The sequence below is a fragment of the Streptomyces canus genome, assembly GCF_030816965.1.
GTDB lineage: Bacteria > Actinomycetota > Actinomycetes > Streptomycetales > Streptomycetaceae > Streptomyces > Streptomyces canus_E.
Genome location: NZ_JAUSYQ010000002.1, coordinates 7,640,691 through 7,662,548, shown reverse-complemented (window position 1 = coordinate 7,662,548; position 21,858 = coordinate 7,640,691). Strand labels below are relative to the sequence as shown.

The window sequence follows — 21,858 nt, the reverse complement described above, 5'->3', positions numbered from 1 at the left end:
ACCCTTGACATGTGACCGACGCCCAAGAGACCGCAGCAGACGTTTCACTGCGAACCACCGGAGGCGGCCCTCCGGACGATGGCGGATCTTCTGCAGCGGAGGCGCCGATCCCTCTGCTGGAGCCGCGCGAGGGCATTCCGCCCGTGATCGCCGACGAGGACTCGCTCGCCGAGGTGATCGCCGCGTTCGGCGCAGGCTCCGGCCCCGTCGCCGTCGACGCCGAGCGGGCGTCCGGCTACCGCTACGGACAGCGCGCGTATCTCGTCCAGCTGCGCCGCGCGGGTGCGGGGAGCGCGCTGATCGACCCCGTGGCCTGTCCCGATCTCTCGGGCCTCGGCGAGGCCCTCTCCGGTGTGGAGTGGGTGCTGCACGCCGCCACGCAGGACCTTCCCTGTCTCCGCGAAATAGGCATGGTGCCCTCGCGACTGTTCGACACCGAGCTGGCCGGGCGGATCGCCGGGTTCCCCCGGGTCGGGCTCGGCGCGATGGTCGAAGGAGTGCTGGGCTTCGTACTGGAGAAGGGGCACTCGGCCGTCGACTGGTCGACCCGCCCGCTGCCCGAGCCGTGGCTGCGGTACGCCGCCCTCGACGTGGAGCTTCTCGTCGACCTGCGCGACGCGCTGGAGAAGGAGCTCGACCGGCAGGGGAAGCTGGAGTGGGCGCTTCAGGAGTTCGACGCGATCGCTTCGGCTCCGCCGGCCGAGCCGCGCAAGGATCCCTGGCGTCGGACCTCCGGGATGCACAAGGTGCGGCGGCGTCGGCAGCTGGCCGTCGTGCGGGAACTGTGGGAGGCACGGGACCGTATCGCCCAGCGGCGGGATGTGTCGCCGGGCAAGGTGCTGTCCGATGCGGCGATCGTCGAGGCGGCGCTCTCCGTGCCGGCCAATGTGCATGCGCTGGCCGCCTTGAACGGGTTCGGGCATCGGATGGGACGACGGCAGCTGGAGCAGTGGCAGGCCGCGGTGGACCGGGCCAAGGCCCTTCCCGAGACACAGCTGCCGCAGCCCGGGCAACCGCTCACCGGACCTCCGCCGCCGCGGGCCTGGGCCGACAAGGATCCCGCAGCGGCCGCGAGGCTGTCCGCTGCGCGGGCTGCGGTTTCCGCGTTGGCCGAGTCGCTGAACATGCCTCAGGAGAACCTGATCACTCCGGACACGGTGCGGCGGGTCTGCTGGGAGCCGCCGGCCGTGGTCAGCGCGGAGTCGGTCGGGGCGGCGTTGGCCGGTCACGGGGCGCGGGCCTGGCAGGTCGAGCAGGTGACTCCTGTGCTGGTGGCCGCGCTTTCCGCCTAGGCGCCGTGGGACTGTGAGACACGGCGGCCGCGGGCTGTCGGTGGCTGGTCGCGCCCACGCGGCGGTAGCCGCACATGGGCACCGCCCCGCGCCCCTGGCAGGTCATCTGGTCGCGCCCCGCGTGAAGCCGTTGTAGATGAAGCGCTGCAACGACAGGAAAACGATCAGGGTCGGCAGGATCACCAGGACCGCTCCTGCCGAAATGACCTCCCAGTGGGCCGCGTAGGGGCCTCGGAAGCGGAACAGCGACGTCGAGATCACGCCAAGATCTTCCGAGGGCATGTAGAGGAAGGGGATGTAGAAGTCGTTGTAGACGGTGATGCCCTTCACGATCACCACGGTCGCGGTCGCCGGCTTCAGCAGCGGGAAGATGATCTTTCGGTAGATCGTGAAGGCGTTGGCGCCGTCCAGGCGGGCCGATTCGTCCAGGGAGATCGGGATCGAGCGGACGAACTGCAGAAAGATGTAGATCGAGACGATGTCCGTGCCCATGTAGAGGGCGATCGGGGCCCAGAGGCTGTCGAACATGCCGAAGCTGTTGACGATCTGGAACGTGGCCACCTGGGTGGTGACGCCGGGGACCAGGGCGGCCGTCAGGAAGAGCGCCACCACCAGTTTCTTGAAGCGGAAGGTGAACCGGTCGATGGCGTAGGCCGTCATCGAGCCGATGAGGACCGTGCCGCCGATCGAGATCAGCAGGATGATCGCCGTGTTGGTGAAGGCGGAGAGCATCTCGCCGTCCTGGAACGCCGTCACGTAGTTGTGGAAGTTCAGCAGGTCGTGCGGGAGTTCGAGGGCCCCGCTCGTGTTGGCCATCTCCTTCTCGGACTTGAGGGAGGTGAGGAGGACGACCACGAGCGGCAGCAGGACGACCAGGGTCGCGGCGATCAGCGAGAAGTAGACAAGGGCGCGGGCGATCGTACGGCGGGTCATACGAGGTCCACCTTGTCGTCGGGGACCAGGCGTCGCTGCACCCAGGTCACCAGCAGGATGATCAGCAGGAGGACGACGGCGGCCGCCGAGGCCAGGCCCGTCTTGTTGAAGCGGAAGGCCAGGTTGACCGTCTGGATCACGAAGGTCTCGGTGCCGGTCGCGCCGCCGGTCATGATGTACGGGATCTCGAAGACCGACAGCGAGCCGGAGATCGAGAGGATCACCGTGAGGGCCAGGACCGGCTTGATGCCCGGCGCGATGATGTGGCGGAACTGGTGCCAGCGGTTCGCGCCGTCCAGCTCCGCGGCCTCGTACAACTCCCCCGGGACGGACTGGATCGCGCCCAGGAAGAGCACGAAGTTCAGGCCGAGATAGCGCCAGACCGAGACGCCGGCCAGCGAGGTGTTCGCGGAGACCGGGGTGCCGAGCCAGGCGTGGTCGGTCTTCACTCCGAACAGGCTCAGCACCGAGTCGAGGGTGCCGCCGTCCTGGAAGAAGTAGAGGAACACGAAGCCGATCGCGACGCCGTTGATCAGGTACGGGAAGAAGAGCACGCCCTTGAAGAAGTTCCGGAAGCGGACGTTGAAGCTCAGGATCGTCGCGAAGTAGAGCGCGAGGACGATCTGGACCACGGAGGCGGCGAGGTAGTAACCGCTGACCCAGAAGACCTCGAAGAGATCCGGGCGGGTGAACACCTCCCGGTAGTTCTCGACGCCCGTGGAGTGCAGTTCGGGGCTGACACCGTCCCAGTCGGTGAAGCTGTACGCGATCATGTTGGCGATCGGCGCGTAGGTGAAGGTGATCAGCAGGGCGAGCGGGGCGACCAGGAACAGCCAGGGGGTCACGCCCCGCCGGACGCGGGTGCGGCGCGTGGGCGGTGCCGGGACGGGGGCGGCCGGGATCACCTCCACGGCCGCCTTCTGTGTGGTGTCCGTCATCAGGACCCCAGGTTCTTCTGGGTGTCCGTCCAGCGCTTGCTGAGGTCGGCGAGGAAGTCGTCGAGGCTGCCCTTGCGGGCGCCGCGGGCGAGGTCGACGAGCTTCTGGCGGTACTCGGGGGCATAGAGGCCGACCTCGGACTCGTTGTCGATCTGCTTGACCTTCGCGCCCTGGGCGTCGTCCAGTTCGATGAACTTCACGCCCTGGTCCTCGTACGGCTTCAGGACCGACGGCAGCGGCGCGTCCTTGAGCGGGGAGAGGGCGAGGTTGTCCTCGACATAGCCGGACTTGTCGGTGAACCAGTCGATCCAGGCCCTGGCCGCCTCCTTGTGCGGGGAGTGGACGTTGACCGCCTGGTTGTAGTCGGGGGCGATGGTCGCGCAGAACTTCCCGCCCGTCTGGGCCGGGAAGGGCATGAAGCCGATGTCGTCGGGGTTCACGCCGGCCTTCTTCGCCGCGTCCTGGAACTGCACGATCGCCCAGGTGCCGAGCCACTGCGTGGCGATCTCACCCTTGGCGGTCCGGGGCTTGGACTCCTCCCAGTTGCTGGTGGTCGGGTCCTTCTCGATCAGCCCCTCGTGGACGATGTCGTACAGGAGCTGGTCGCCGACGCGCAGGTCCGCGCCCTTGGCCCAGGGGTCGCCCTCGGCGAGCTTGTCGGTCGCCTTCGGGTCGCAGGTCACCGCGCCGTCGACGGACGTCCACGAGGACAGCGGCCAGCCCGCCGAGAAGTTGGTGTAGTACGGGATCGCGTCGGTCTTCGCCTTGATGGCCTTGAGGTCGGCGACGAACTCGGCCGGGGTGGTGGGCCATTCGGTGACCCCGGCCTCCTTCCAGATCCGCTTGTTGTAGACGAACCCGGGACTCACGGCGACGGGGCTCTGCCCGTACACCTTGCCGTCGACGGCGGTGAAGTCGGTGAAGCGGTACTTCTTGGCGCGCTCCTCCTGGGTGCCCAGCGAGGCGAAGAACCTCGGGTAGTCGCTCTTCTTGATGACGGCCGGGATCAGCAGGACATCGCCGTAGTTCTCGGTGTTCATCCGGATCTTGACCTCGGCCTCGTAGTCCGTGATGCCCTCGAACTCGACCTTCACCTTCGGATAGGTCTTGCTGAACTCGGCGGCGTACCTCTTCAGCGTGCCGTCCTGCACGAGGTCGGTGCGGACGGTGAGGACCTTGATGGTGCCGGTGACCTTCGACGGATCATCAGGTGCCTTGGCATCGGCGCCCTTTGAGGATCCACCGGTGCCGGTGCACCCGGGGATCAGCAAGGCGGCTCCCACGGCCATGGCCAGGGCTGTACGGCGGTTCATGTGCATCAGCTCCGTTCAGGGGACGGACGAGCACGAGCGGGTTGGCTGGTTCGGTACTCTGACAACGTTTTCTTAACCGGTAAAGTCCGTATCTCGCCAACGATGCAGCCGTGCCAAAAAGCATCTGCGGCAAAGGACTTGATCGGTTTAGGGAGTGTGTACATGCTTCAGGCCACACCGCTCACCGAGGGATGGATCCTGCGACACTCCGGCGGAACGGTGGACGACGAACTCCCTGCTGTCGTGCCGGGATGCGTGCACACCGATCTGCTGGCGGCGGGTGTGATCCCGGATCCCTTTCTCGGGCGCAACGAGACCGAGGTCGCGTGGGTGGGGCGGCGGGACTGGACCTACGAGACCGACCTCGGGCTCATGAACGGGCATGAACAGACCGACCTCGTCTTCGACGGTCTGGACACCGTGGCCGAGATTCATCTGGACGGCCGGCTCCTGGGCCGGACGAGGAACATGCACCGCTCCTACCGCTTCGACGTGACCGGCATGTCCGGACGGCTCGCCGTGCGGTTCGTCTCCGCCTACGCCGAGGCCGAGGCGGTGCGCGGGAAGCTGGGTGAGCGGCCCGCCGCGTATGCCGAGCCGTATCAGTACCTCCGCAAGATGGCCTGCTCGTTCGGCTGGGACTGGGGGCCCACGCTGGTGACGGCCGGGATCTGGCGGCCGGTGCGCCTCGAGCGGTGGTCGACGGCCCGGATCGCCCGGGTGCGGCCGCTCGTGACCGTCGAACAGGGCGTGGGCGTGGTGGAGTTGGCGGTCGAGGTGGAGCGCGCCAGGGTCGAGGCACCGCTGACGGTCGAGGCGGCGATCGGGGGCGAGCGGGTGCGTGCCTCGGTCGACGGCACGCAGGGGGTCGTACGCCTCGAAGTGCCGCGGGCGCGGCTGTGGTGGCCTCGTGGACACGGTGAACAGCCTCTGTACGAGGTCGAGTTGACCCTGCTGCAGGAGGGCCGCCCGCTGGACGTGTGGCGGCGCCGGGTCGGCTTCCGGAGCGTCGAGCTGGACCGCGCGGCCGACGCCCACGGCACCGGGTTCACCCTAGTCGTCAACGGCGAACGGCTCTTCGCGCGCGGCGTGAACTGGATCCCGGACGACGTGTTCCCCTCCCGGATCACCCGTGAGCGGTACCGGGAGCGGCTGGGACAGGCGGCCGACGCCGGGGTGGACCTGGTGCGGGTCTGGGGCGGCGGGATCTACGAGAGCGAGGACTTCTACGACGCCTGCGACGAGCTCGGGCTGCTGGTCTGGCAGGACTTCCCGTTCGCGTGCGCCGCCTACCCGGAGGAACAGCCGCTGCGGGGCGAGGTGGAGGCGGAGGCCCGGGAGAACGTCGTCCGGCTGATGCCGCATCCCTCGCTCGTGCTGTGGAACGGCAACAACGAGAACCTGTGGGGGTTCCGGGACTGGGGATGGGAGGCGCGGCTCGCCGGGGACTCCTGGGGCGAGGGGTACTACCTGGGCGTACTGCCGCGGGTGGTGGCCGAGCTGGACCCCACACGGCCGTACACGGCGGGGAGCCCCTGGTCCGGGTCGTGGGAGGCACCACCCGAACGATCCGGCACACGGGACGCACCACTCCTGGGAGGTGTGGAACCGGGAGGACTACGCCGGGTACCGGGGTGAAGTACCGCGTTTCGTGGCCGAGTTCGGCTGGCAGGCACCGCCCGCGTACGCCACGCTGGCGCGTGCGCTGCCCGGGGAGGTGCTCGCGGCGGACTCCCCCGGTGTGCTGCACCACCAGAAGGCCGACGACGGGAACGGCAAGCTTCGACGTGGGCTGGAGCGGCATTTCGCCTTCCCCGAGGGGGACTTCGACCGCTGGCACTACCTCATGCAGGTCAACCAGGCGCGGGCCGTGGCCGCCGGGATCGAGCACTGGCGGTCGCACTGGCCGGTGTGCGCGGGGGCGGTGGTGTGGCAGCTCAACGACTGCTGGCCGGTGACGAGTTGGGCCGCGATCGACGGGGACGGACGGGAGAAGCCGCTCTATCACGAGCTGCGGCGCGTGTACGCGGACCGATTGCTGACGGTCCAGATGCGCGGGCAGGAGCTGGTTCTGGCCGCCGTCAACCAAGCGGGCGAGCCGTGGGCGGGGGTGCTGCGGCTGCGGCGGATGTCGGTGGACGGCGAGGTGATCGACGAGACCGAGCTGGACTTCCGCGCGGCCCGACGCACGGTCGCCGATGTGACGGTACCGCCGGAGCTGGTGCCGGTGGGGCCGAAGGAGTTCCTGGTGGCGGATGCGGGCGGGGAGGGCGGTGTGGACCGGGGAGCGGCTGTGGGCGCCGGCACGGACCGGGGAGCGGCTGCTGACACGGACCGGAAAGGGGCTGCGGGCACAGACTGGGGAGCGGCTGCGGGCACGGACCGGGGCTCGGGCACGGAAGTCGGCGCCACCCCGGAAACAGGCGCGGGCACGAGCCGGGACGCGGGCGCGGGAGTGGGTGTGGACGGCGGTGTGGGCCAGTGGTCGGACACGGAAACCGACGCAGGCGCAGAAGCGGGCACAGACCGAGACCCCGGCACCAAAGCCGGCATGCATGCGACTGCGAACACGGGCCACGGCTCGGGCCCGGACACGGGCGCGGGCCAGGGCGTGGGGGCGAGGCCAGACGGTGTGCGGGCGCTGTACTTTCCCTCGTCGGACCGGAACATCCCCTACCCGCGGCCGGAGTTCGACGTCTCCGTGGCGCCGGGGATCGTGACCGTGACGGCTCACACCCTCGTACGGGATCTGCTGCTCCAGGCGGACCGGCTGGATCCGGCGGCTCGGGCCGACCGGGGGCTGGTCACGTTGTTGCCCGGGGAGCGGGTGACCATCGGGGTCAGCGGCTGGAAGACTCCTGACCCGGAGGCCGCTCGATCCGCCCTGTACTGCCTGGAGCCCAGCCGATGACAGCCCAGCCGGCCGCGCGCGTCACCATCAAGGACGTCGCCGCCCGCGCCGGTGTGTCCAAGGGGGCCGTCTCGCTCGCCTTCAACCACAAGCCGGGGCTGTCGGAGGCGACCCGGGACCGGATCTTCCGGGCCGCGCGGGAGCTGGGCTGGGCGCCGAACCTCACGGCACGGACGCTGGCCGGGTCGCGGGTGGACGTGGTGGGCCTCGCGATCTGCCGGCCGGCGCGGCTGCTGGGCCTCGAACCCTTCTACATGGAGTTCGTGTCGGGCGTGGAGAGCGTGCTGATCGAGCGGAACTGCTCACTGCTGCTGCGGCTCGTGCGGAACGTGGAGGAGGAGGTCGGGCTGCAGGAGTCGTGGTGGCGCGGCCGGCAGGTCGGGGGGTCGATCCTGGTCGACTTCCGTGCCGACGATCCGCGCGTCGCGGCCACCGAGCGGCTGGGCCTGCCCGTCGTGGCCGTGGGGCATCCCGCGTTCACCGGCAGCCTCACATCCGTGTGGACCGACGACGCCACCGCCGTGACGGACGCCGTACGGTATCTGGCGGCGCTGGGGCACCGGCGGATCGCCCGGGTGGGGGGTGCGGCGGCGCTCGGGCACACGGCGATGCGGACGGCCGCGTTCGACGAGGCGGCGCGGAGCCTGGAGCTGGCGGGCGCCTGGCAGGTGACCACCGACTACTCGGGAGAAGCCGGGGGGCGGGCCACCCGGTCCCTGCTGACCGCCCCGTCGGCGGACCGGCCCACGGCGATCGTCTACGACAACGACATCATGGCGGTGGCCGGGCTGTCGGTCGCGGCGGAGATGGGGCTGAACGTTCCGCGCGACGTCTCACTGCTCGCCTGGGACGACTCCCAGCTCTGCCGGCTCACCCATCCCACGCTCTCCGCGATGAGCCATGACGTGCACGGATTCGGCGCGGAAGCGGCTCGGACGTTGTTCGGGGTGATCACCGGGGAGGGGCCGGGATCGCACCCCGTGCCCACTCCGGTGCTGACCCCGAGGGGCTCCACCGCGCCTCCGGCGGTGTGACCTTCGCCGCTCCGGCCTCCAGGGGTGGGCAGTCACGTTACTCATAAGTAGCATGGGTCTGAGCGCGCGCTCAGCGCATCGCAGCAGTGCAGATCCCGCATCTGGAGGAGAGCCATCGTGCCTCGTACCGTCAGGGACGTCGTCTTCGTCGACGGCGTCCGCACCCCGTTCGGCAAGGCGGGCCCGAAGGGCATCTACCACGAGACCCGCGCCGACGACCTCGTCGTGAAGGCGATCCGGGAGCTGCTGCGCCGCAACCCGGGTCTCGACCCGAAGAAGATCGACGAGGTCGCCATCGCCGCGACCACGCAGATCGGTGACCAGGGGCTCACCATCGGCCGTACCGCCGGGATCCTCGCCGGTCTTCCCCAGTCCGTCCCGGGCTACTCCATCGACCGCATGTGCGCCGGCGCTCTGACCGCCGTCACCACGGTCGCCGGATCGGTCGCCTTCGGTGCCTACGACATCGCCATCGCCGGTGGTGTCGAGCACATGGGCCGTCACCCCATGGGCGAGGGCGTGGACCCGAACCCGCGGTTCGTCAGCGAGAAGCTGGTCGACGAGTCGGCTCTGTTCATGGGCATGACCGCCGAGAACCTGCACGACCGCTACCCGCAGATCACCAAGCAGCGCGCCGACGAGTACGCCGTGCGCTCCCAGGAGAAGGCCGCCAAGGCGTACGCCAACGGCAAGATCCAGGCCGACCTGGTGCCCATCTCGGTGCGCCGGACCAACCCGGAGGCCGGGGAGACCGGCTGGGGTCTGGTGACGGCCGACGAGCCGATGCGTCCCGGCACCACCCTGGAGAACCTCTCCGGGCTGAAGACGCCGTTCCGTGTGCACGGCCGGGTCACCGCGGGCAACGCGGCCGGTCTGAACGACGGCGCCACCGCGTCCCTCATCGCCTCCGAGGACTTCGCCCGCGAGAACGACCTGCCGGTGAAGATGCGCCTCGTCTCGTACTCCTTCGTGGGTGTCGAGCCGGAGGTCATGGGCTACGGCCCGATCCCGGCCACCGAGAAGGCGCTCGCCCAGGCGGGTCTGTCCATCTCCGACATCGGCCTGTTCGAGATCAACGAGGCCTTCGCCGTCCAGGTCCTGGCCTTCCTCGACCACTACGGCATCGCGGACGACGACGAGCGCGTCAACCAGTACGGCGGCGCGATCGCCTTCGGTCACCCGCTGGCCTCCTCGGGTGTGCGTCTGATGACGCAGCTGGCCCGCCAGTTCGAGGAGCAGCCCGAGGTCCGCTACGGCCTGACCACCATGTGCGTCGGCTTCGGCATGGGCGCGACGGTCATCTGGGAGAACCCGAACCACAAGGACGCCGGAGGCAGCAAGTGAGCACCACTGAGCTCTTGAAGGGTGCGGCCGAGCTGTTCCCGGACGAGGTAGTCACCCAGGCGCACGTGCGTCACCTGGACCTGCCGTTCAACGCGGGCCGCTTCGCGCTCATCACGCTGGACAACGGCTTCGACCACACCAAGCCGACCACCTTCGGCCCGGCCTCGCTGGCGAATCTCGACACCGCCATCGACCAGGTCGAGAAGGAGGCCGCGGCCGGCGAGATCGTCGGTGTCGGCATCACCGGCAAGCCGTTCATCTTCGCCGTCGGCGCCGACCTCAAGGGCGTCGAGCTGCTCAAGGAGCACAAGGACGCGCTGGCCATCGGCAAGGGCGGCCACGAGGTCTTCAAGCGCCTCGCGGGCATCGCGGTGCCGACCTTCGCGTACTACAACGGTGCCGCGATGGGCGGCGGCGTCGAGGTCGGTCTGCACTGCACCCACCGCACGGTGTCCGCGGCCCTGCCCGCCTTCTCGCTCCCCGAGGTCTTCCTCGGCCTGGTCCCCGGCTGGGGCGGCTGCACCCTGCTGCCGAACCTGATCGGCGCCGACAAGGCCGTCTCGGTGATCATCGAGAACTCCCTCAACCAGAACAAGCAGCTCAAGGGAGCTCAGGTCTACGAACTGGGCATCGCCGACGCATTGTTCGAGGGCGCGGACTTCCTGGAGCAGTCCCTGCTGTGGACGGCGTCCGTCCTCAAGGGCGAGATCGTCATCGACCGCCCGGTGATCGACCGCGGTGAGGCCTGGGACCAGGCCGTCGCCAAGGGCCGTTTCATCGCGGACTCCAAGGTGCACGGGGCCGCTCCGGCCGCCTACCGCGCCCTCGACATCATCGCCGCCGCCAAGAACGGCGACCTCCAGCAGGGCTACGACGCCGAGGACAAGGCCCTCGCCGACCTGATCATGGGTGGCGAACTGCGCTCCGGCATCTACGCGTTCAACCTGGTGCAGAAGCGCGGCAAGCGTCCTGCGGGCGCCCCGGACAAGAACCTGGCCCGCCCGGTCACCAAGGTCGGTGTCGTCGGCGCCGGTCTGATGGCCTCCCAGCTCGCGCTGCTCTTCCTGCGCCGCCTCGAGGTGCCGGTCGTGCTGACCGACATCGACCAGGAGCGCGTCGACAAGGGTGTGGGCTACGTCCACGCCGAGATCGAGAAGCTGCTCGGCAAGGGCCGTATCAACCAGGACAAGGCCAACCGCCTCAAGGCCCTGGTCACCGGTGTGCTGGACAAGGCCGAGGGCTTCTCCGACGCGGACTTCGTCATCGAGGCCGTGTTCGAGGAGATCGGCGTCAAGCAGCAGGTGTTCGCGGAGGTCGAGGCGGTCGCCCCGGCGCACGCGATCCTCGCCACCAACACCTCCTCGCTGTCGGTCACCGAGATGGCGTCGAAGCTGAAGAACCCCGAGCGGGTCGTGGGCTTCCACTTCTTCAACCCGGTCGCGATCCTCCCGCTCCTCGAGATCGTGCGCGGCGAGCAGACCGACGACGCGTCGCTGGCCACCGCCTTCGCCGTCGCCAAGAAGCTGAAGAAGACCGCGGTGCTGGTCAAGGACGCCCCGGCGTTCGTCGTCAACCGCATCCTCACCCGCTTCATGGGCGAGATCCAGAACGTCATCGACGAGGGCACCCCGGTCGAGGTCGCGGAGAAGGCGGTGGAGCCCCTGGGCCTGCCGATGTCACCTCTCGTCCTCCTGGAGCTGGTCGGCCCCGCGATCGGTCTGCACGTCTCGGAGACCCTCAACCGGGCGTTCCCGGACCGCTTCACGGTCTCCCCGAACCTCGCGGCCGTCGTCAAGGCGGGCAAGCGCGGCTTCTACGTCTACGACTCCGGCAAGCCGGAGCTGGACCCGGAGGTCGCCGCGCTGCTGAAGCAGGGCGACTCCGTGCTGACCGAGGAGCAGGTCCGCGAGCGCGTCCTCGACGCCGTCGCCCAGGAGATCGGGCTCATGCTCGACGAGGGCGTGGTCGCCGAGGCCCAGGACATCGACCTGTGCCTCATCACGGGCGCCGGCTGGCCCTTCCACCTGGGCGGCATCACGCCGTACCTGGACCGCGAGGGTGTCTCCGAGCGCGTGAACGGCAAGAAGTTCCTGGCTCCGGGCGTGGCATCGGTTCCGGCGTAGCGACCGGTCGTACGACCGTGAAGGGGGCCTCCGCGGCGGCGGAGGCCCTCTTTTCACTCACCGGACGCGTCGGCCGCTGTCAGCCGCGCCTTCAGCTCGGCGTTCTCCGTCTCCAGGTGCGCGATGCGCTTGCGGGCGAAGTACAGCTCCATGACGGCGTCCTGGAACTCGGCGACGAGCTGTTCGGGCGTCAGTTCCATCGTGGTCCCCCTACGCCGGTGCCAGCAGCGTGACCTTGCCGCTGCCGCCCTTCCAGTACAGGGCGCCGCCCTGGGCGTAGAGGGAGCCACCGCCCAGGGCGGCGGGCGCGTTGCTCGGCGTGGCCGTGACGTCCGCGAGCCGTACGGCGCCCTCGGCGAGGATGGCGGACGCGGCGTCCTGGGCCACCTGGACGACATGGAGCTGGGACTGGGGGGTGTCGCCCCGGCCGACACCGATGCCCACGCGGCCGCTGCCCTTGACGACCAGGTCGTCCAGTCCCTTGTTGTTGCGCAGGACGAGCAGGGCGCCCTTGGTCGCTCCGCTGGTGGCGGTGACGAAGATGCCCTGGGCGGCGGTGCCACCGCTCTGGTCCGTGACGCCGTGCGTCTGGAGGTCGATGGACAGGGCGGAACCGTCGGCGTCCGACCCGTCGACGTAACCGTCGTGGGTGATCTTCACCGTGCCGCGGGCGGTCTCCACGCCGGTGACGTTCAGGGCCGAGGTCTGCGGGTTCTTCGAGGCCACGTTGAGTGCGGCCCCGGCCCCGGAGGTGGCCGCCATGACGGCGGTGACCGCGTGCGCGGTCGTCGACTGGGTCCAGAACCGGGCGGGCGCCGTGTAGTCGGTGTAGTCACCCACCGCGACCGCCTCCGTCCCGTTGGCGGCGACGGTCACCGCCCCTGCCGTGAACGCGCCGAGGAACAGTCTTCGTCCCACTGCCATGGGATCCCCCTTGTCCGTACCGGATTGGATCACCATTCCATCACGGACCACGCACGCATGTGCGACGCTTGACCGTTCGAGGCGGGGAGCGCTCAGACCTCCTGCCAGGCCGCCAGCGCCAGTCCCGGCTCGTCCTTCTGCCGGGCGATCCGGAGCTCCCCGTCGGGGGTCACCGTCGCGGCGACGATACGGCCGTCCGCGTCCTCGGCGAGGGCCACGGCGGTGCCCACCGGCAACTGCGGCCCGGACTCCGTCCACCACAGGCCCGCCGACTCCTGCTCGGTCGGACAGGCGGCGAAGGAGACCCGGCCGGAGGCCGAACGCTGGGCGAGCAGGGTGCAGTCGTGGCCGTCCAGGGTGCAGCGGAGCAGAACCGCCGGGCCGGGGCCGGCCGCCGCGAGCAGGGGGGTCGGCTCGGTGTCCGGGCGCCAGGCGTAGAGCATGCCCTCGGGGTCCGCGAAGAACAGCGTGGTGTGTTCCTTGGAGGTGGGCAGCGCGCTGAGGGTGCCCGGCTCGACGCGGACGGGCAGCGGGTCGGCCGGTACGGGGGGCGCGCCCGCTTCTTCCTGGAGCCAGCGCAGGATGCCGTCCGGGTTGGTGCCGTAGAGCTCGACCCGGCCCGACTCCCCTGTCACGGCGGCCAGTTCCTCGTGCACGTCGGAGCCCTTCAGGTCGGACCAGCCGTTCCAGCCGCCGCGTTCCTTCTGGATGCGGGCGTGCACGCCGTTGGCGCGGTTGCCGACGAAGACATGCGCCCGGCCCTCCGCGTCGACGGCCACGGCGGGGACGCCGGTGCGGGCGCCCGCCCTGTCGGGGTGGCCGACCGGACTCCAGTCGAGGGCGGCGAGGTGGACGCGGAAGTGGGTGGAGTGCACGAGGCCCGCTTCTCCGGCCTTGGTGGGACGCCAGGAGACGAGGTGTGCGTAGCCGTCGGCGCCGTGTCCCACGGCGAGTTGGGGATGCAGGCGCTGGTCGCCGCCGACCTTGCGCCAGGGCAGCCAGGTGTCGCCGCCCGGGCGGCGCTCCGCCCTGCACCACACGCCTTCGTCGCGGGTGGCGTAGACGCCGAGTCGGCCGTCGCGGGCGCGGATGAGCCAGTCGCCGTTCACTGTACGGACCACTGACACGGGCCCACTCTAATCGGGCGGTCGGTGCCGTCTTCGGGTGGGCCGGTCGTGGGACGCTGGACGCATGAGTGACGTGCTGCTGGTCGTCGTGGATGCCGCGAACGTCGTCGGGTCGGTGCCGGACGGGTGGTGGCGGGACCGGCGGGGGGCGGCGGAGCGGTTGCGGGACCGCCTGGCGGTGGACGGGGTGCCGGGGCGGGACGGTGCGGTGGAGATCGTGCTGGTGGTGGAGGGGGCGGCTCGCGGGGTGGAGTCCGTGCCGGGGGTTCGGGTGGAGTCTGCGGTGGGAAGCGGCGACGATCGGATGGTGGAACTGGTGGCGGAGGCGGGTGAGCGGCCGGTGCTGGTGGTCACCGCTGATCGTGAACTTCGGCGGAGGGTCGGGGAGTTGGGGGCGGAGGTGGCGGGGCCGCGGACCGTTCGTCCGTGAGCGCCTTCCCCGACGTGCCGCGCTGTGTCGTGTGGCGGCTGCGGGCCGGTGGGGGCCTGTCGCGCGGTTCCCCGCGCCCCTGAAGGTGGGTCCAGTGCACGTGCCTCAGGGGCGCGGGGAACCGCGCGACCAGCCACGACGCACCCGCAGCCGACCATGAACCCCTACCGCCGTTTCACGTACAGCACCGCCCCGTCCACCGTCCCCGCCTCCTCGTACCCCGCCGCCAGCAACCGCCGTAGGCCCCGCACCCGTTCCGGCGCGTACGGCTTGCCGCGGGAGTCGTCCACCACCAGGGCCGCCGAGACCGCCTCCCGCCGGAACACCGTCCATGTACCCCGCACGGCATACCTCTCCCCCACGCGCCCGCCGTCCCGGCCCCCGCTGTAGTTCGTGAGGAGACCCGCCGTCAGATAGCGGGTGGCCGGCGCCCGGTCCGCCAGCCAGTACGTCTCCGGGTGCATCCCCCAGACCAGGACCGGATCGCCCGGCGGCGTACGGGACGACACCGCCTGCGCGACACGGCGTGCGTGGTCGAGGTCGGTGCGAGGGGCCAGCACACCCCACGTCAGGAACAGCGCGCACGCGCAGGCCGATGCGAGCACCGCCGTGAGCGTGCGGTCGTACGGCACCGCGCGCAGCGCCCCCGTGGCCAGGAGCGCGGCTGGCGGGAGGAGTTGGAGGTAGTAGTGGCCGAAGAAGTGGAGGCCGAGCAGCACTGCTCCCGCCGACGCGAGCAGCCACAGCCACAGATCAGTGGTCGGTGCGCGCCGGGCCCGTACGACAGGCGCGATCAGGCCCGCGCAGGCCACCGCCACGATCCCGGTGTTGACCAACCCCCGTCCCAGTACGTGGAGTTCGGAGCCGGTCAGCGTCGCGTACGCCCCCGAACCCGTCACCGTCCAGAACAGGAAACCCGCCGGGTCCGTCACCAGCGCCGCGCACAGCACCGGCGTCAACGCCCCCGCCACGAGCCGCTGCGCCGCCCGTCGTCCCGCCCCCGAGGCGACGTACAGCCAGAGCACGGGCAGCAGCACCGCCCCGCCCGTCTGCTTCGTGAGGAACGCGCACGCGACCGCCGTTCCCGCCGCACCCCAGCGCCGCCGGTCCGCGCACCACATCGCGGCCGCCGTGCAGGGCAGGAGGAACACCTCGAAGGTCGCGGCCTGCGCGTCCTCGGGGTTCAGGCCGACGGAGATCAGCAGATACAGCACTCCGGCGGTACGGCCGGACGTGTCGCCCCAGCGGCGGCGGGCCAGGGAGGCCAGCAGGACGGCGGTGAGGAGTTGGGCCAGGACCGCCAGGACCCGCACCCCGGCCAGCGTGCCGGAGCCCGTCACCGCGAACGCGGCCTCGTAGAGCCACGGTACGAACGGCGGCTTGCGGTCGACGACCGTCTCGTAGAGCTGTCCGCCCTGCGCCAACAGCCGTGCCTGTACGGCGAGATAGCCCTCGTCCGGGTTCCAGAGGGGGCGCGTGAAGGACGGGACGCGCGTCACGCAGGCCAGGGCCGCGAGCGGGGGCAGCAGTCGGCTCCAGTACGCCGTACGGGAACCGGGTACGGAATGTGACGGGAGCAGGAGCTCTGCAGGCATGAGCAGCACGCTATCCGGCCCCGCACATCCTCACCGAACAGGACATACGGGGCCGGGGAGGCGGAACGTATGTGTTACTCCGTGTCGTTGGCCGTCGCCGCCGCGCGCCGTCCGAGAAGGCTGTGGCTACGGCCGTAGAGGAAGTAGACGAGGAAGCCGATGACCATCCAGATCGCGAACCGCAGCCAGGTCTCGGCCGGCAGGTTGAGCATCAGCCAGAGGGAGGCCAGGACCGAAAGGATCGGGATGACCGGCACCCAGGGGGTGCGGAAGGCGCGGGGCAGGTCGGGGCGGGACTTGCGGAGGATGACCACACCGATGGCGACCACCACGAACGCGAACAGGGTGCCGATGTTGACCAGTTCGGCGAGTTCGCTCAGGGGTGTGAAGCCGGCGACGATCGCGATGATCACGCCGAGCAGGATGGTCGGACGGTGCGGGGTCCTGAACTTCGGGTGGACGTGGGAGAAGAACGTCGGCAGCAGTCCGTCGCGGCTCATCGCGAAGAAGACCCGGGTCTGGCCCAGGAGCAGGATCATGCAGACCGTCGTCAGGCCGACGGCGGCGCCGAAGCTGATGAAGCCCGCGAACCAGGGGTGGCCGGTGGCCTTGAAGGCGTCGGCGAGCGGGGCCGTGACGGACAGGTCGGTGTACTTCTGCATGCCCGTCACGACGATCGAGACGGCGACGTAGAGGGTCGTGCAGATGAGGAGGGAGCCGAGGATGCCGCGGGGCATGTCGCGCTGCGGGTTCCTGGTCTCCTCGGCAGCCGTGGCCACGACGTCGAAGCCGATGAAGGCGAAGAAGACGACGGAGGCGGCGGTGAAGATGCCCATCACGCCGAAGTTGGAGGGTGCCCAGCCGAACATCAGCTGGATCAGCGGTGACTGGAGACTGTCACCGGCCGCCACCTCCTGGGCCTTCGGGATGAACGGGTCGTAGTGGTCGCCCTCGATGAAGAAGGCGCCCGCGATGATCACGGTCAGCACGACCGTCACCTTGATGGCGACGACGATCGAGGTCACGCGCGCGGAGAGCTTGGTGCCGAGCACGAGGATGCAGGTCAGCACCAGGACGAGCGCGGCGGCGAGGATGTCGAAGCCGAAGCCGTCGGCCCCGTCGCGGCTGCCGAGCGCCTCCGGCAGATGCCAGCCCGCGTTGTCCAGCAGTGAGGCGATGTAGCCGGACCAGCCGACGGACACCACCGCCGTGCCCAGCGCGAACTCCAGGACCAGGTCCCAGCCGATGATCCAGGCGGGCAGTTCACCGAGGGAGGCGTAGGAGAAGGTGTATGCCGATCCCGCCACCGGGACGGTGGAGGCGAACTCGGCGTAGCAGAGCGCGGCGAGCGCGCAGACGACGCCGGCCACGACGAAGGCCAGGGCCACCGCCGGTCCGGCGTTGTTCTTGGCGACGGTGCCGGTCAGGACGAAGATGCCGGTGCCGATGATGACGCCGACGCCGAAGACGGTCAGATCCAGCGCGGACAAGGACTTCTTGAGCGCGTGTTCTGGCTCCTCGGTGTCGAGGATGGACTGCTCGACCTTCTTCGTCCGGAAGAGGGTGCTGCTCACGGGTACCTCCCACGCTGTGTCGTCCTCGACATGATCGAGAGGGGGCGTAGGTCGTATGCCCCGGCGCGGGGGGATTCACGCGAATGGGCCGGCCGTACCACTGTCACGAGTGGTACGGCCGGCCCATTCGGCCGTGTCAGTCGCGGGCGGGCTCCGCCTCGGCCGCGCTGTCGCTGTACCGCCCGTCCAGCCTGGAGACCAGGCCGGTGACCTGGCGGGCGATGTCGGGGGCGGTGAGGCCGATCTCCGCCATGACCTCGGCACGGGAGGCGTGGTCGAGGAAGCGCGGCGGGATGCCGAAGTCGCGCAGTGGGACGTCGACGCCCGCGTCACGCAGGGCCTGCGCGATCGCCGAGCCGACGCCGCCGACCCGGCTGTTGTCCTCGACGGTCACGACCACGCGGTGCCGCTCGGCGAGCGGGGCCATGGCCTCGTCGACGGGCTTGACCCAGCGCGGGTCGACGACGGTGGTGGAGATGCCCTGCTTGTCGAGGAGCGTGGCGATCTCCAGGCACATGGGGGCGAGGGCGCCGACGGAGACGAGGAGCACGTCGGGTGTGCCGGTGCCCGGCTCGCGCAGGACGTCCATGCCTCCGACGGTGCCCACGGCGGGGACGGCGGGACCCACGACGCCCTTGGAGTAGCGCAGCACGGTCGGCGCGTCGTCGACCTGGACGGCCTCGCGCAGCTGGGCGCGCAGTTGTTCGGCGTCGCGCGGGGCGGCGAGCCGGAGCGTCGGGACGACCTGGAGCATCGACATGTCCCACATGCCGTTGTGCGAGGCGCCGTCGTCGCCGGTGACGCCGGCCCGGTCGAGCACGAAGGTCACACCGCACTTGTGCAGGGCGACGTCCATGAGGACCTGGTCGAAGGCACGGTTGAGGAAGGTGGCGTAGACGGCGAAGACGGGGTGCAGGCCACCGGTCGCGAGGCCCGCCGCCGAGACGGCCGCGTGCTGCTCGGCGATGCCGACGTCGTAGATGCGCTCCGGGAAGGTGTCCGCGAACCTCTTCAGTCCGACCGGCTGGAGCATGGCCGCGGTGATGGCGACGATGTCCTCGCGCTCCCGGCCCAGCTTGACCATCTCGTCGCCGAAGACGGAGGTCCAGCTGGCCGCGGAGGCCTTGATCGGCAGGCCGGTGTCCGGGTGGATGGGGCCGATGCCGTGGAAGCGGTCGGCCTCGTCCTGCTCGGCGGGCTCGTAGCCGCGGCCCTTCTCGGTGAGGCAGTGCACGATGACCGGGCCGCCGAACCGCTTGGCGCGGGCCAGCGCCGACTCCAGCGCCTCGAGGTCATGGCCGTCGATGGGGCCGACGTACTTCAGGCCGAGGTCCTCGAACATGCCCTGGGGCGCGATGAAGTCCTTGAGGCCCTTCTTGGCCCCGTGCAGGGTCTCGTAGAGCGGCCTGCCGACGACGGGGGTGCGCTCCAGCAGGTCCTTGCCGCGGGCGAGGAAGCGCTCGTAGCCGTCGGTGGTGCGCAGGGTGGCCAGGTGGTTGGCGAGGCCGCCGATGGTCGGCGCGTAGGACCGCTCGTTGTCGTTGACGACGATGACCAGCGGCCGGTCCTTGGCGTCGGCGATGTTGTTCAGCGCCTCCCAGGCCATACCGCCGGTCAGGGCACCGTCACCGATCACGGCGACGACGTGGTCGTCCCGTTTGAGCACCTGGTTGGCCTTCGCGAGCCCGTCGGCCCATCCGAGGACGGTCGAGGCGTGGCTGTTCTCGATGACGTCGTGCTCGGACTCGGCGCGCGAGGGGTAGCCGGACAGCCCGCCCTTGGAGCGCAGCTTGGAGAAGTCCTGCCGCCCGGTGAGCAGCTTGTGCACATACGCCTGGTGGCCGGTGTCGAAGAGCACCCGGTCCCTGGGCGAGTCGAACACCCGGTGCAGGGCGATGGTCAGCTCGACCACACCGAGGTTGGGGCCGAGGTGGCCGCCGGTCTTGGAGACCGCGCCGACGAGGAAGCTCCTGATCTCCCCCGCCAGCTGGTCCAGCTCCTCAAGGCTGAGCCGGTCCAGATCACGCGGTCCCCTGATGCGGGTCAGCAGCGGCACCCGTGCCTCCTTGCAGTAGAGCTGATCGAGCTTTGCCGGGCGTGTCGAGTCTAATGTTCTGCGAGAACAATCTTGCCCGGCACCTTGTGGGTGCCGGGCAAGGGGATCGACCCGAAGGGGCGCGATCAGGCGCTATCCGCGACCGGCCGCCTTCTGAGACTTTCGAGACACCGAGTCGATGACGACCGCTCCCAGCAGAACACCACCGGTGATCATGTACTGGATCGACTGGTTCATGTTCAGCAGGTCCAGACCCGTCTGGATCGACTGGATCACCAGCATGCCGAGCAGCGCCGACCACACCGAGCCACGCCCACCGAACAGCGACGTACCACCGATGACGGCCGCCGCGATGGCGAGCATCAGCGTGTTGCCGCCGCCGGCGCTCAGCGTCGCGCTGGCGGTCTGACCGGCGAAGAACATACCGCCGATGGCCGCGAACCCGCCGGAGATGGCGAAGACGGTGATCCGGATCATGGGCACGCTGATACCGGCACGACGGGCCGCCTCGATGCCGCCGCCGACCGCGAAGACCTTGCGGCCGTACGTGGTACGACGCAGCACGAAGTCCACGATCACCAGCGCCGCCAGGAAGATCACCAGGGCGTTGGAGACACCCGCGGCGTCGTTCAGCACGGCCGCCGTCAGGAAGGACGCCACCGCGAGCGCGCCGACGCGCACCAGGATCTCGCCGGTCGGCCGGAAGGGCACGCCCGCGGCCTTGCGGCGCCGCTGCTCGCCGAAGTTGCCGACCAGGGTCAGTACGACACCGAGACCGGCCAGCAGGTACGCGCCGATGATGGCCTGGTCCATGAAGAACGAGTTCTGGCCGAGCAGGTGGACCGGACCCGAGTCGGACGGGATGTTGATGGTGCCGCTGGAGCCCAGCAGCCACAGCATCAGGCCGTTCCAGCCGAGGAAGCCGGCCAGGGTGACGACGAACGCCGGTACCCCGATCTTGGCGAAGAACCAGCCCTGCAGCGCACCGACGGCGATACCGGTGAGGACCGCCAGGACCAGCGCCAGCCAGGCGTTCATGCCGTGTTGCACGACGTACACCGCGAACAGGGTCGACGCCAGACCGCTGACCGAACCGACCGACAGGTCGATCTCGCCGAGCAGCAGGACGAACACCAGGCCGATGGCGAGCATGCCGGTGGCCGAGAGGTAGTAGCTGATGTTCGAGAGGTTGTCGGCGCTCAGGAAGCGGTCGTTCTGCAGCTGGAAGATCGTCCAGATGACGATCAGTCCGATCACGACCGGCAGCGAGCCCAGCTCACCGCCCTTGACCTTGCGCGTGAACTCGGTCCAGTAGCCCTTGAGGCCCTCTTCGCGGACCAGCAGCCGGGGGTCGACCACCGAGACCGGCGCGGCGGTGGGATCGTCGGAGGGGGCAACCGTCGACTGCTGTGCCTGCCCCTTCGTCCCGGCGTCCGCCTTGGAAACCTTGGATGTGTCGCTCACTTCGCGGCCTCCGTGCTGCGACGCCCCGCACGACGGGTCACGGCGTTGTCCGTGGCACCCGTGATCGCGGAGATGATCTCTTCCTGACTGGTGTCCTTCACCGAGAAGGAACCGTTGTTCCTGCCCAGCCGCAGCACGGCGACGGTGTCGGCGACAGCCTTCACGTCGGCCATGTTGTGGCTGATGAGGATGACGCCGAGGTTGCGCTCGCGCAGCCGCTCGACGAGGTCGAGGACCTGTGCGGTCTGCTCGACACCGAGGGCGGCGGTGGGCTCGTCCAGGATCACGACCTTGGGGTCGCCGATCAGGGCGCGCGCGATGGCGACGACCTGGCGCTGACCGCCGGAGAGGCTCGCGATCGGGATGCGCACACTCGGGATGCGGATGGAGAGCGTGCTCAGCAGCTCGCGGGCCTTCTGCTCCATCGAGACCTCGTCGATGATGCCGCGGCGCAGCAGCTCTCGTCCGAGGTAGAGGTTGCCCACCACGTCGAGGTTGTCGCACAGCGCGAGGTCCTGGTAGACCGTCGCGACGCCGAGTCCCTGGGCGTCGTGCGGCTTGTTGATGCTGACCGGGCTGCCGTCCCACTCGATGACGCCTTCATCGATGGGATGCACACCGGCGATCGTCTTGACCAGCGTGGACTTTCCAGCGCCGTTGTCGCCGACGAGGGCGACCACTTCACCGGCGTGGACCTCCAGTTCGACATCGGTGAGGGCCTGCACCGCACCGAATCGCTTGGAGACTCCGCGCAACGCCAGCACGGGCGTAGCGGACACGTTAACCATCTCCTTCGCCGC

16 protein-coding genes and 1 pseudogene are annotated in these 21,858 nt (G+C 69.9%); 6 read left to right on the top strand and 11 right to left on the bottom strand.

The window, feature by feature from the left end; genetic code table 11:
• Positions 1–11 precede the first annotated feature (11 nt).
• Entirely contained in the window at positions 12–1,292 is a 1,281-nt protein-coding gene (locus QF027_RS36180; RefSeq protein ID WP_306975169.1) for a ribonuclease D, read from the top strand.
• 102 nt (positions 1,293–1,394) lie between these two features.
• Here the strand turns inward: QF027_RS36180 and QF027_RS36175 are convergent, their stop codons facing one another.
• The 3 genes from QF027_RS36175 to QF027_RS36165 are packed head-to-tail and all read right to left on the bottom strand — an operon-like array spanning position 1,395 to position 4,476.
• Positions 1,395–2,225 (bottom strand): carbohydrate ABC transporter permease, encoded by an 831-nt coding sequence (locus QF027_RS36175; RefSeq protein WP_307079331.1) that lies wholly within the window; start codon positions 2,223–2,225, stop codon positions 1,395–1,397.
• On the bottom strand, positions 2,222–3,163 hold the full coding sequence (locus QF027_RS36170) for a carbohydrate ABC transporter permease (protein ID WP_307079329.1): 942 nt from the start codon (positions 3,161–3,163) through the stop codon (positions 2,222–2,224). The genes QF027_RS36175 and QF027_RS36170 overlap by 4 nt, the downstream gene beginning before the upstream one ends.
• A complete protein-coding gene (locus tag QF027_RS36165; protein ID WP_306975173.1) occupies positions 3,163–4,476 on the bottom strand; it encodes an ABC transporter substrate-binding protein in 1,314 nt (437 codons plus the stop codon). Before QF027_RS36165 ends, QF027_RS36170 begins: the two co-directional genes overlap by 1 nt.
• Before the next feature lie 162 nt (positions 4,477–4,638).
• On the opposite strand from QF027_RS36165, the pseudogene QF027_RS36160 reads away from it, so the two are divergent.
• The 4 genes and pseudogenes from QF027_RS36160 to QF027_RS36145 all read left to right on the top strand — a co-directional run bounded on the left by QF027_RS36160 (position 4,639) and on the right by QF027_RS36145 (position 11,888).
• A pseudogene (locus tag QF027_RS36160) lies at positions 4,639–7,387 on the top strand (glycoside hydrolase family 2 protein).
• Positions 7,384–8,421, top strand: a complete 1,038-nt coding sequence (locus QF027_RS36155) for a LacI family DNA-binding transcriptional regulator (RefSeq protein WP_306975178.1) — start codon at positions 7,384–7,386, stop codon at positions 8,419–8,421. The pseudogene QF027_RS36160 and the gene QF027_RS36155 overlap by 4 nt, the downstream one beginning before the upstream one ends.
• Before the next feature lie 117 nt (positions 8,422–8,538).
• On the top strand, positions 8,539–9,765 hold the full coding sequence (locus QF027_RS36150) for a thiolase family protein (protein ID WP_059207128.1): 1,227 nt from the start codon (positions 8,539–8,541) through the stop codon (positions 9,763–9,765).
• On the top strand, positions 9,762–11,888 hold the full coding sequence (locus tag QF027_RS36145) for a 3-hydroxyacyl-CoA dehydrogenase NAD-binding domain-containing protein (RefSeq protein ID WP_307079327.1): 2,127 nt from the start codon (positions 9,762–9,764) through the stop codon (positions 11,886–11,888). The genes QF027_RS36150 and QF027_RS36145 overlap by 4 nt, the downstream gene beginning before the upstream one ends.
• A 53-nt stretch (positions 11,889–11,941) precedes the next feature.
• Here QF027_RS36145 and QF027_RS36140 read toward each other — a convergent pair whose 3' ends face one another.
• The 3 genes from QF027_RS36140 to QF027_RS36130 form a co-directional block, all read right to left on the bottom strand.
• A complete protein-coding gene (locus QF027_RS36140) occupies positions 11,942–12,088 on the bottom strand; it encodes a hypothetical protein (RefSeq protein WP_306975184.1) in 147 nt (48 codons plus the stop codon).
• 10 nt (positions 12,089–12,098) lie between these two features.
• Positions 12,099–12,812 carry a hyaluronoglucosaminidase gene (locus QF027_RS36135; protein WP_307079325.1) on the bottom strand — a complete coding sequence of 238 codons (714 nt, stop codon included), beginning with the start codon at positions 12,810–12,812 and terminating at the stop codon, positions 12,099–12,101.
• Between the two features lie 92 nt (positions 12,813–12,904).
• Positions 12,905–13,933, bottom strand: a complete 1,029-nt coding sequence (locus tag QF027_RS36130) for a hypothetical protein (protein WP_307082629.1) — start codon at positions 13,931–13,933, stop codon at positions 12,905–12,907.
• A gap of 70 nt (positions 13,934–14,003) precedes the next feature.
• On the opposite strand from QF027_RS36130, the gene QF027_RS36125 reads away from it, so the two are divergent.
• On the top strand, positions 14,004–14,369 hold the full coding sequence (locus QF027_RS36125) for an NTP pyrophosphohydrolase (RefSeq protein WP_306975188.1): 366 nt from the start codon (positions 14,004–14,006) through the stop codon (positions 14,367–14,369).
• 164 nt (positions 14,370–14,533) lie between these two features.
• Here QF027_RS36125 and QF027_RS36120 read toward each other — a convergent pair whose 3' ends face one another.
• The 5 genes from QF027_RS36120 to QF027_RS36100 form a co-directional block, all read right to left on the bottom strand.
• Positions 14,534–15,964 carry an ArnT family glycosyltransferase gene (locus QF027_RS36120; RefSeq protein WP_307079323.1) on the bottom strand — a complete coding sequence of 477 codons (1,431 nt, stop codon included), beginning with the start codon at positions 15,962–15,964 and terminating at the stop codon, positions 14,534–14,536.
• Positions 15,965–16,038: 74 nt separating this feature from the next.
• Positions 16,039–17,538, bottom strand: coding sequence for an amino acid permease (locus QF027_RS36115; RefSeq protein ID WP_306975193.1), 1,500 nt, complete (start codon positions 17,536–17,538; stop codon positions 16,039–16,041).
• A gap of 136 nt (positions 17,539–17,674) precedes the next feature.
• Positions 17,675–19,594, bottom strand: coding sequence for a 1-deoxy-D-xylulose-5-phosphate synthase (dxs, locus tag QF027_RS36110; RefSeq protein ID WP_307079321.1), 1,920 nt, complete (start codon positions 19,592–19,594; stop codon positions 17,675–17,677).
• A gap of 132 nt (positions 19,595–19,726) precedes the next feature.
• The gene (locus QF027_RS36105) at positions 19,727–21,058 is read right to left on the bottom strand and encodes a sugar ABC transporter permease (RefSeq protein WP_306975197.1); all 1,332 of its coding nucleotides are present in this window, start codon (positions 21,056–21,058) and stop codon (positions 19,727–19,729) included.
• Entirely contained in the window at positions 21,055–21,846 is a 792-nt protein-coding gene (locus tag QF027_RS36100; RefSeq protein WP_306975199.1) for an ATP-binding cassette domain-containing protein, read from the bottom strand. The genes QF027_RS36105 and QF027_RS36100 overlap by 4 nt, the downstream gene beginning before the upstream one ends.
• Positions 21,847–21,858 lie beyond the last annotated feature (12 nt).

Bases quoted from the DNA above. Each gene is read 5' to 3' on its own strand.
- QF027_RS36175 (WP_307079331.1), bottom strand. From the start codon at position 2,225: ATGACCCGCCGTACGATCGCCCGCGCCCTTGTCTACTTCTCGCTGATC.
- QF027_RS36170 (WP_307079329.1), bottom strand. From the start codon at position 3,163: ATGACGGACACCACACAGAAGGCGGCCGTGGAGGTGATCCCGGCCGCC.
- QF027_RS36165 (WP_306975173.1), bottom strand. From the start codon at position 4,476: ATGAACCGCCGTACAGCCCTGGCCATGGCCGTGGGAGCCGCCTTGCTG.
- QF027_RS36155 (WP_306975178.1), top strand. From the start codon at position 7,384: ATGACAGCCCAGCCGGCCGCGCGCGTCACCATCAAGGACGTCGCCGCC.
- QF027_RS36140 (WP_306975184.1), bottom strand. From the start codon at position 12,088: ATGGAACTGACGCCCGAACAGCTCGTCGCCGAGTTCCAGGACGCCGTC.
- QF027_RS36135 (WP_307079325.1), bottom strand. From the start codon at position 12,812: ATGGCAGTGGGACGAAGACTGTTCCTCGGCGCGTTCACGGCAGGGGCG.
- QF027_RS36125 (WP_306975188.1), top strand. From the start codon at position 14,004: ATGAGTGACGTGCTGCTGGTCGTCGTGGATGCCGCGAACGTCGTCGGG.
- QF027_RS36120 (WP_307079323.1), bottom strand. From the start codon at position 15,964: ATGCCTGCAGAGCTCCTGCTCCCGTCACATTCCGTACCCGGTTCCCGT.
- QF027_RS36100 (WP_306975199.1), bottom strand. From the start codon at position 21,846: ATGGTTAACGTGTCCGCTACGCCCGTGCTGGCGTTGCGCGGAGTCTCC.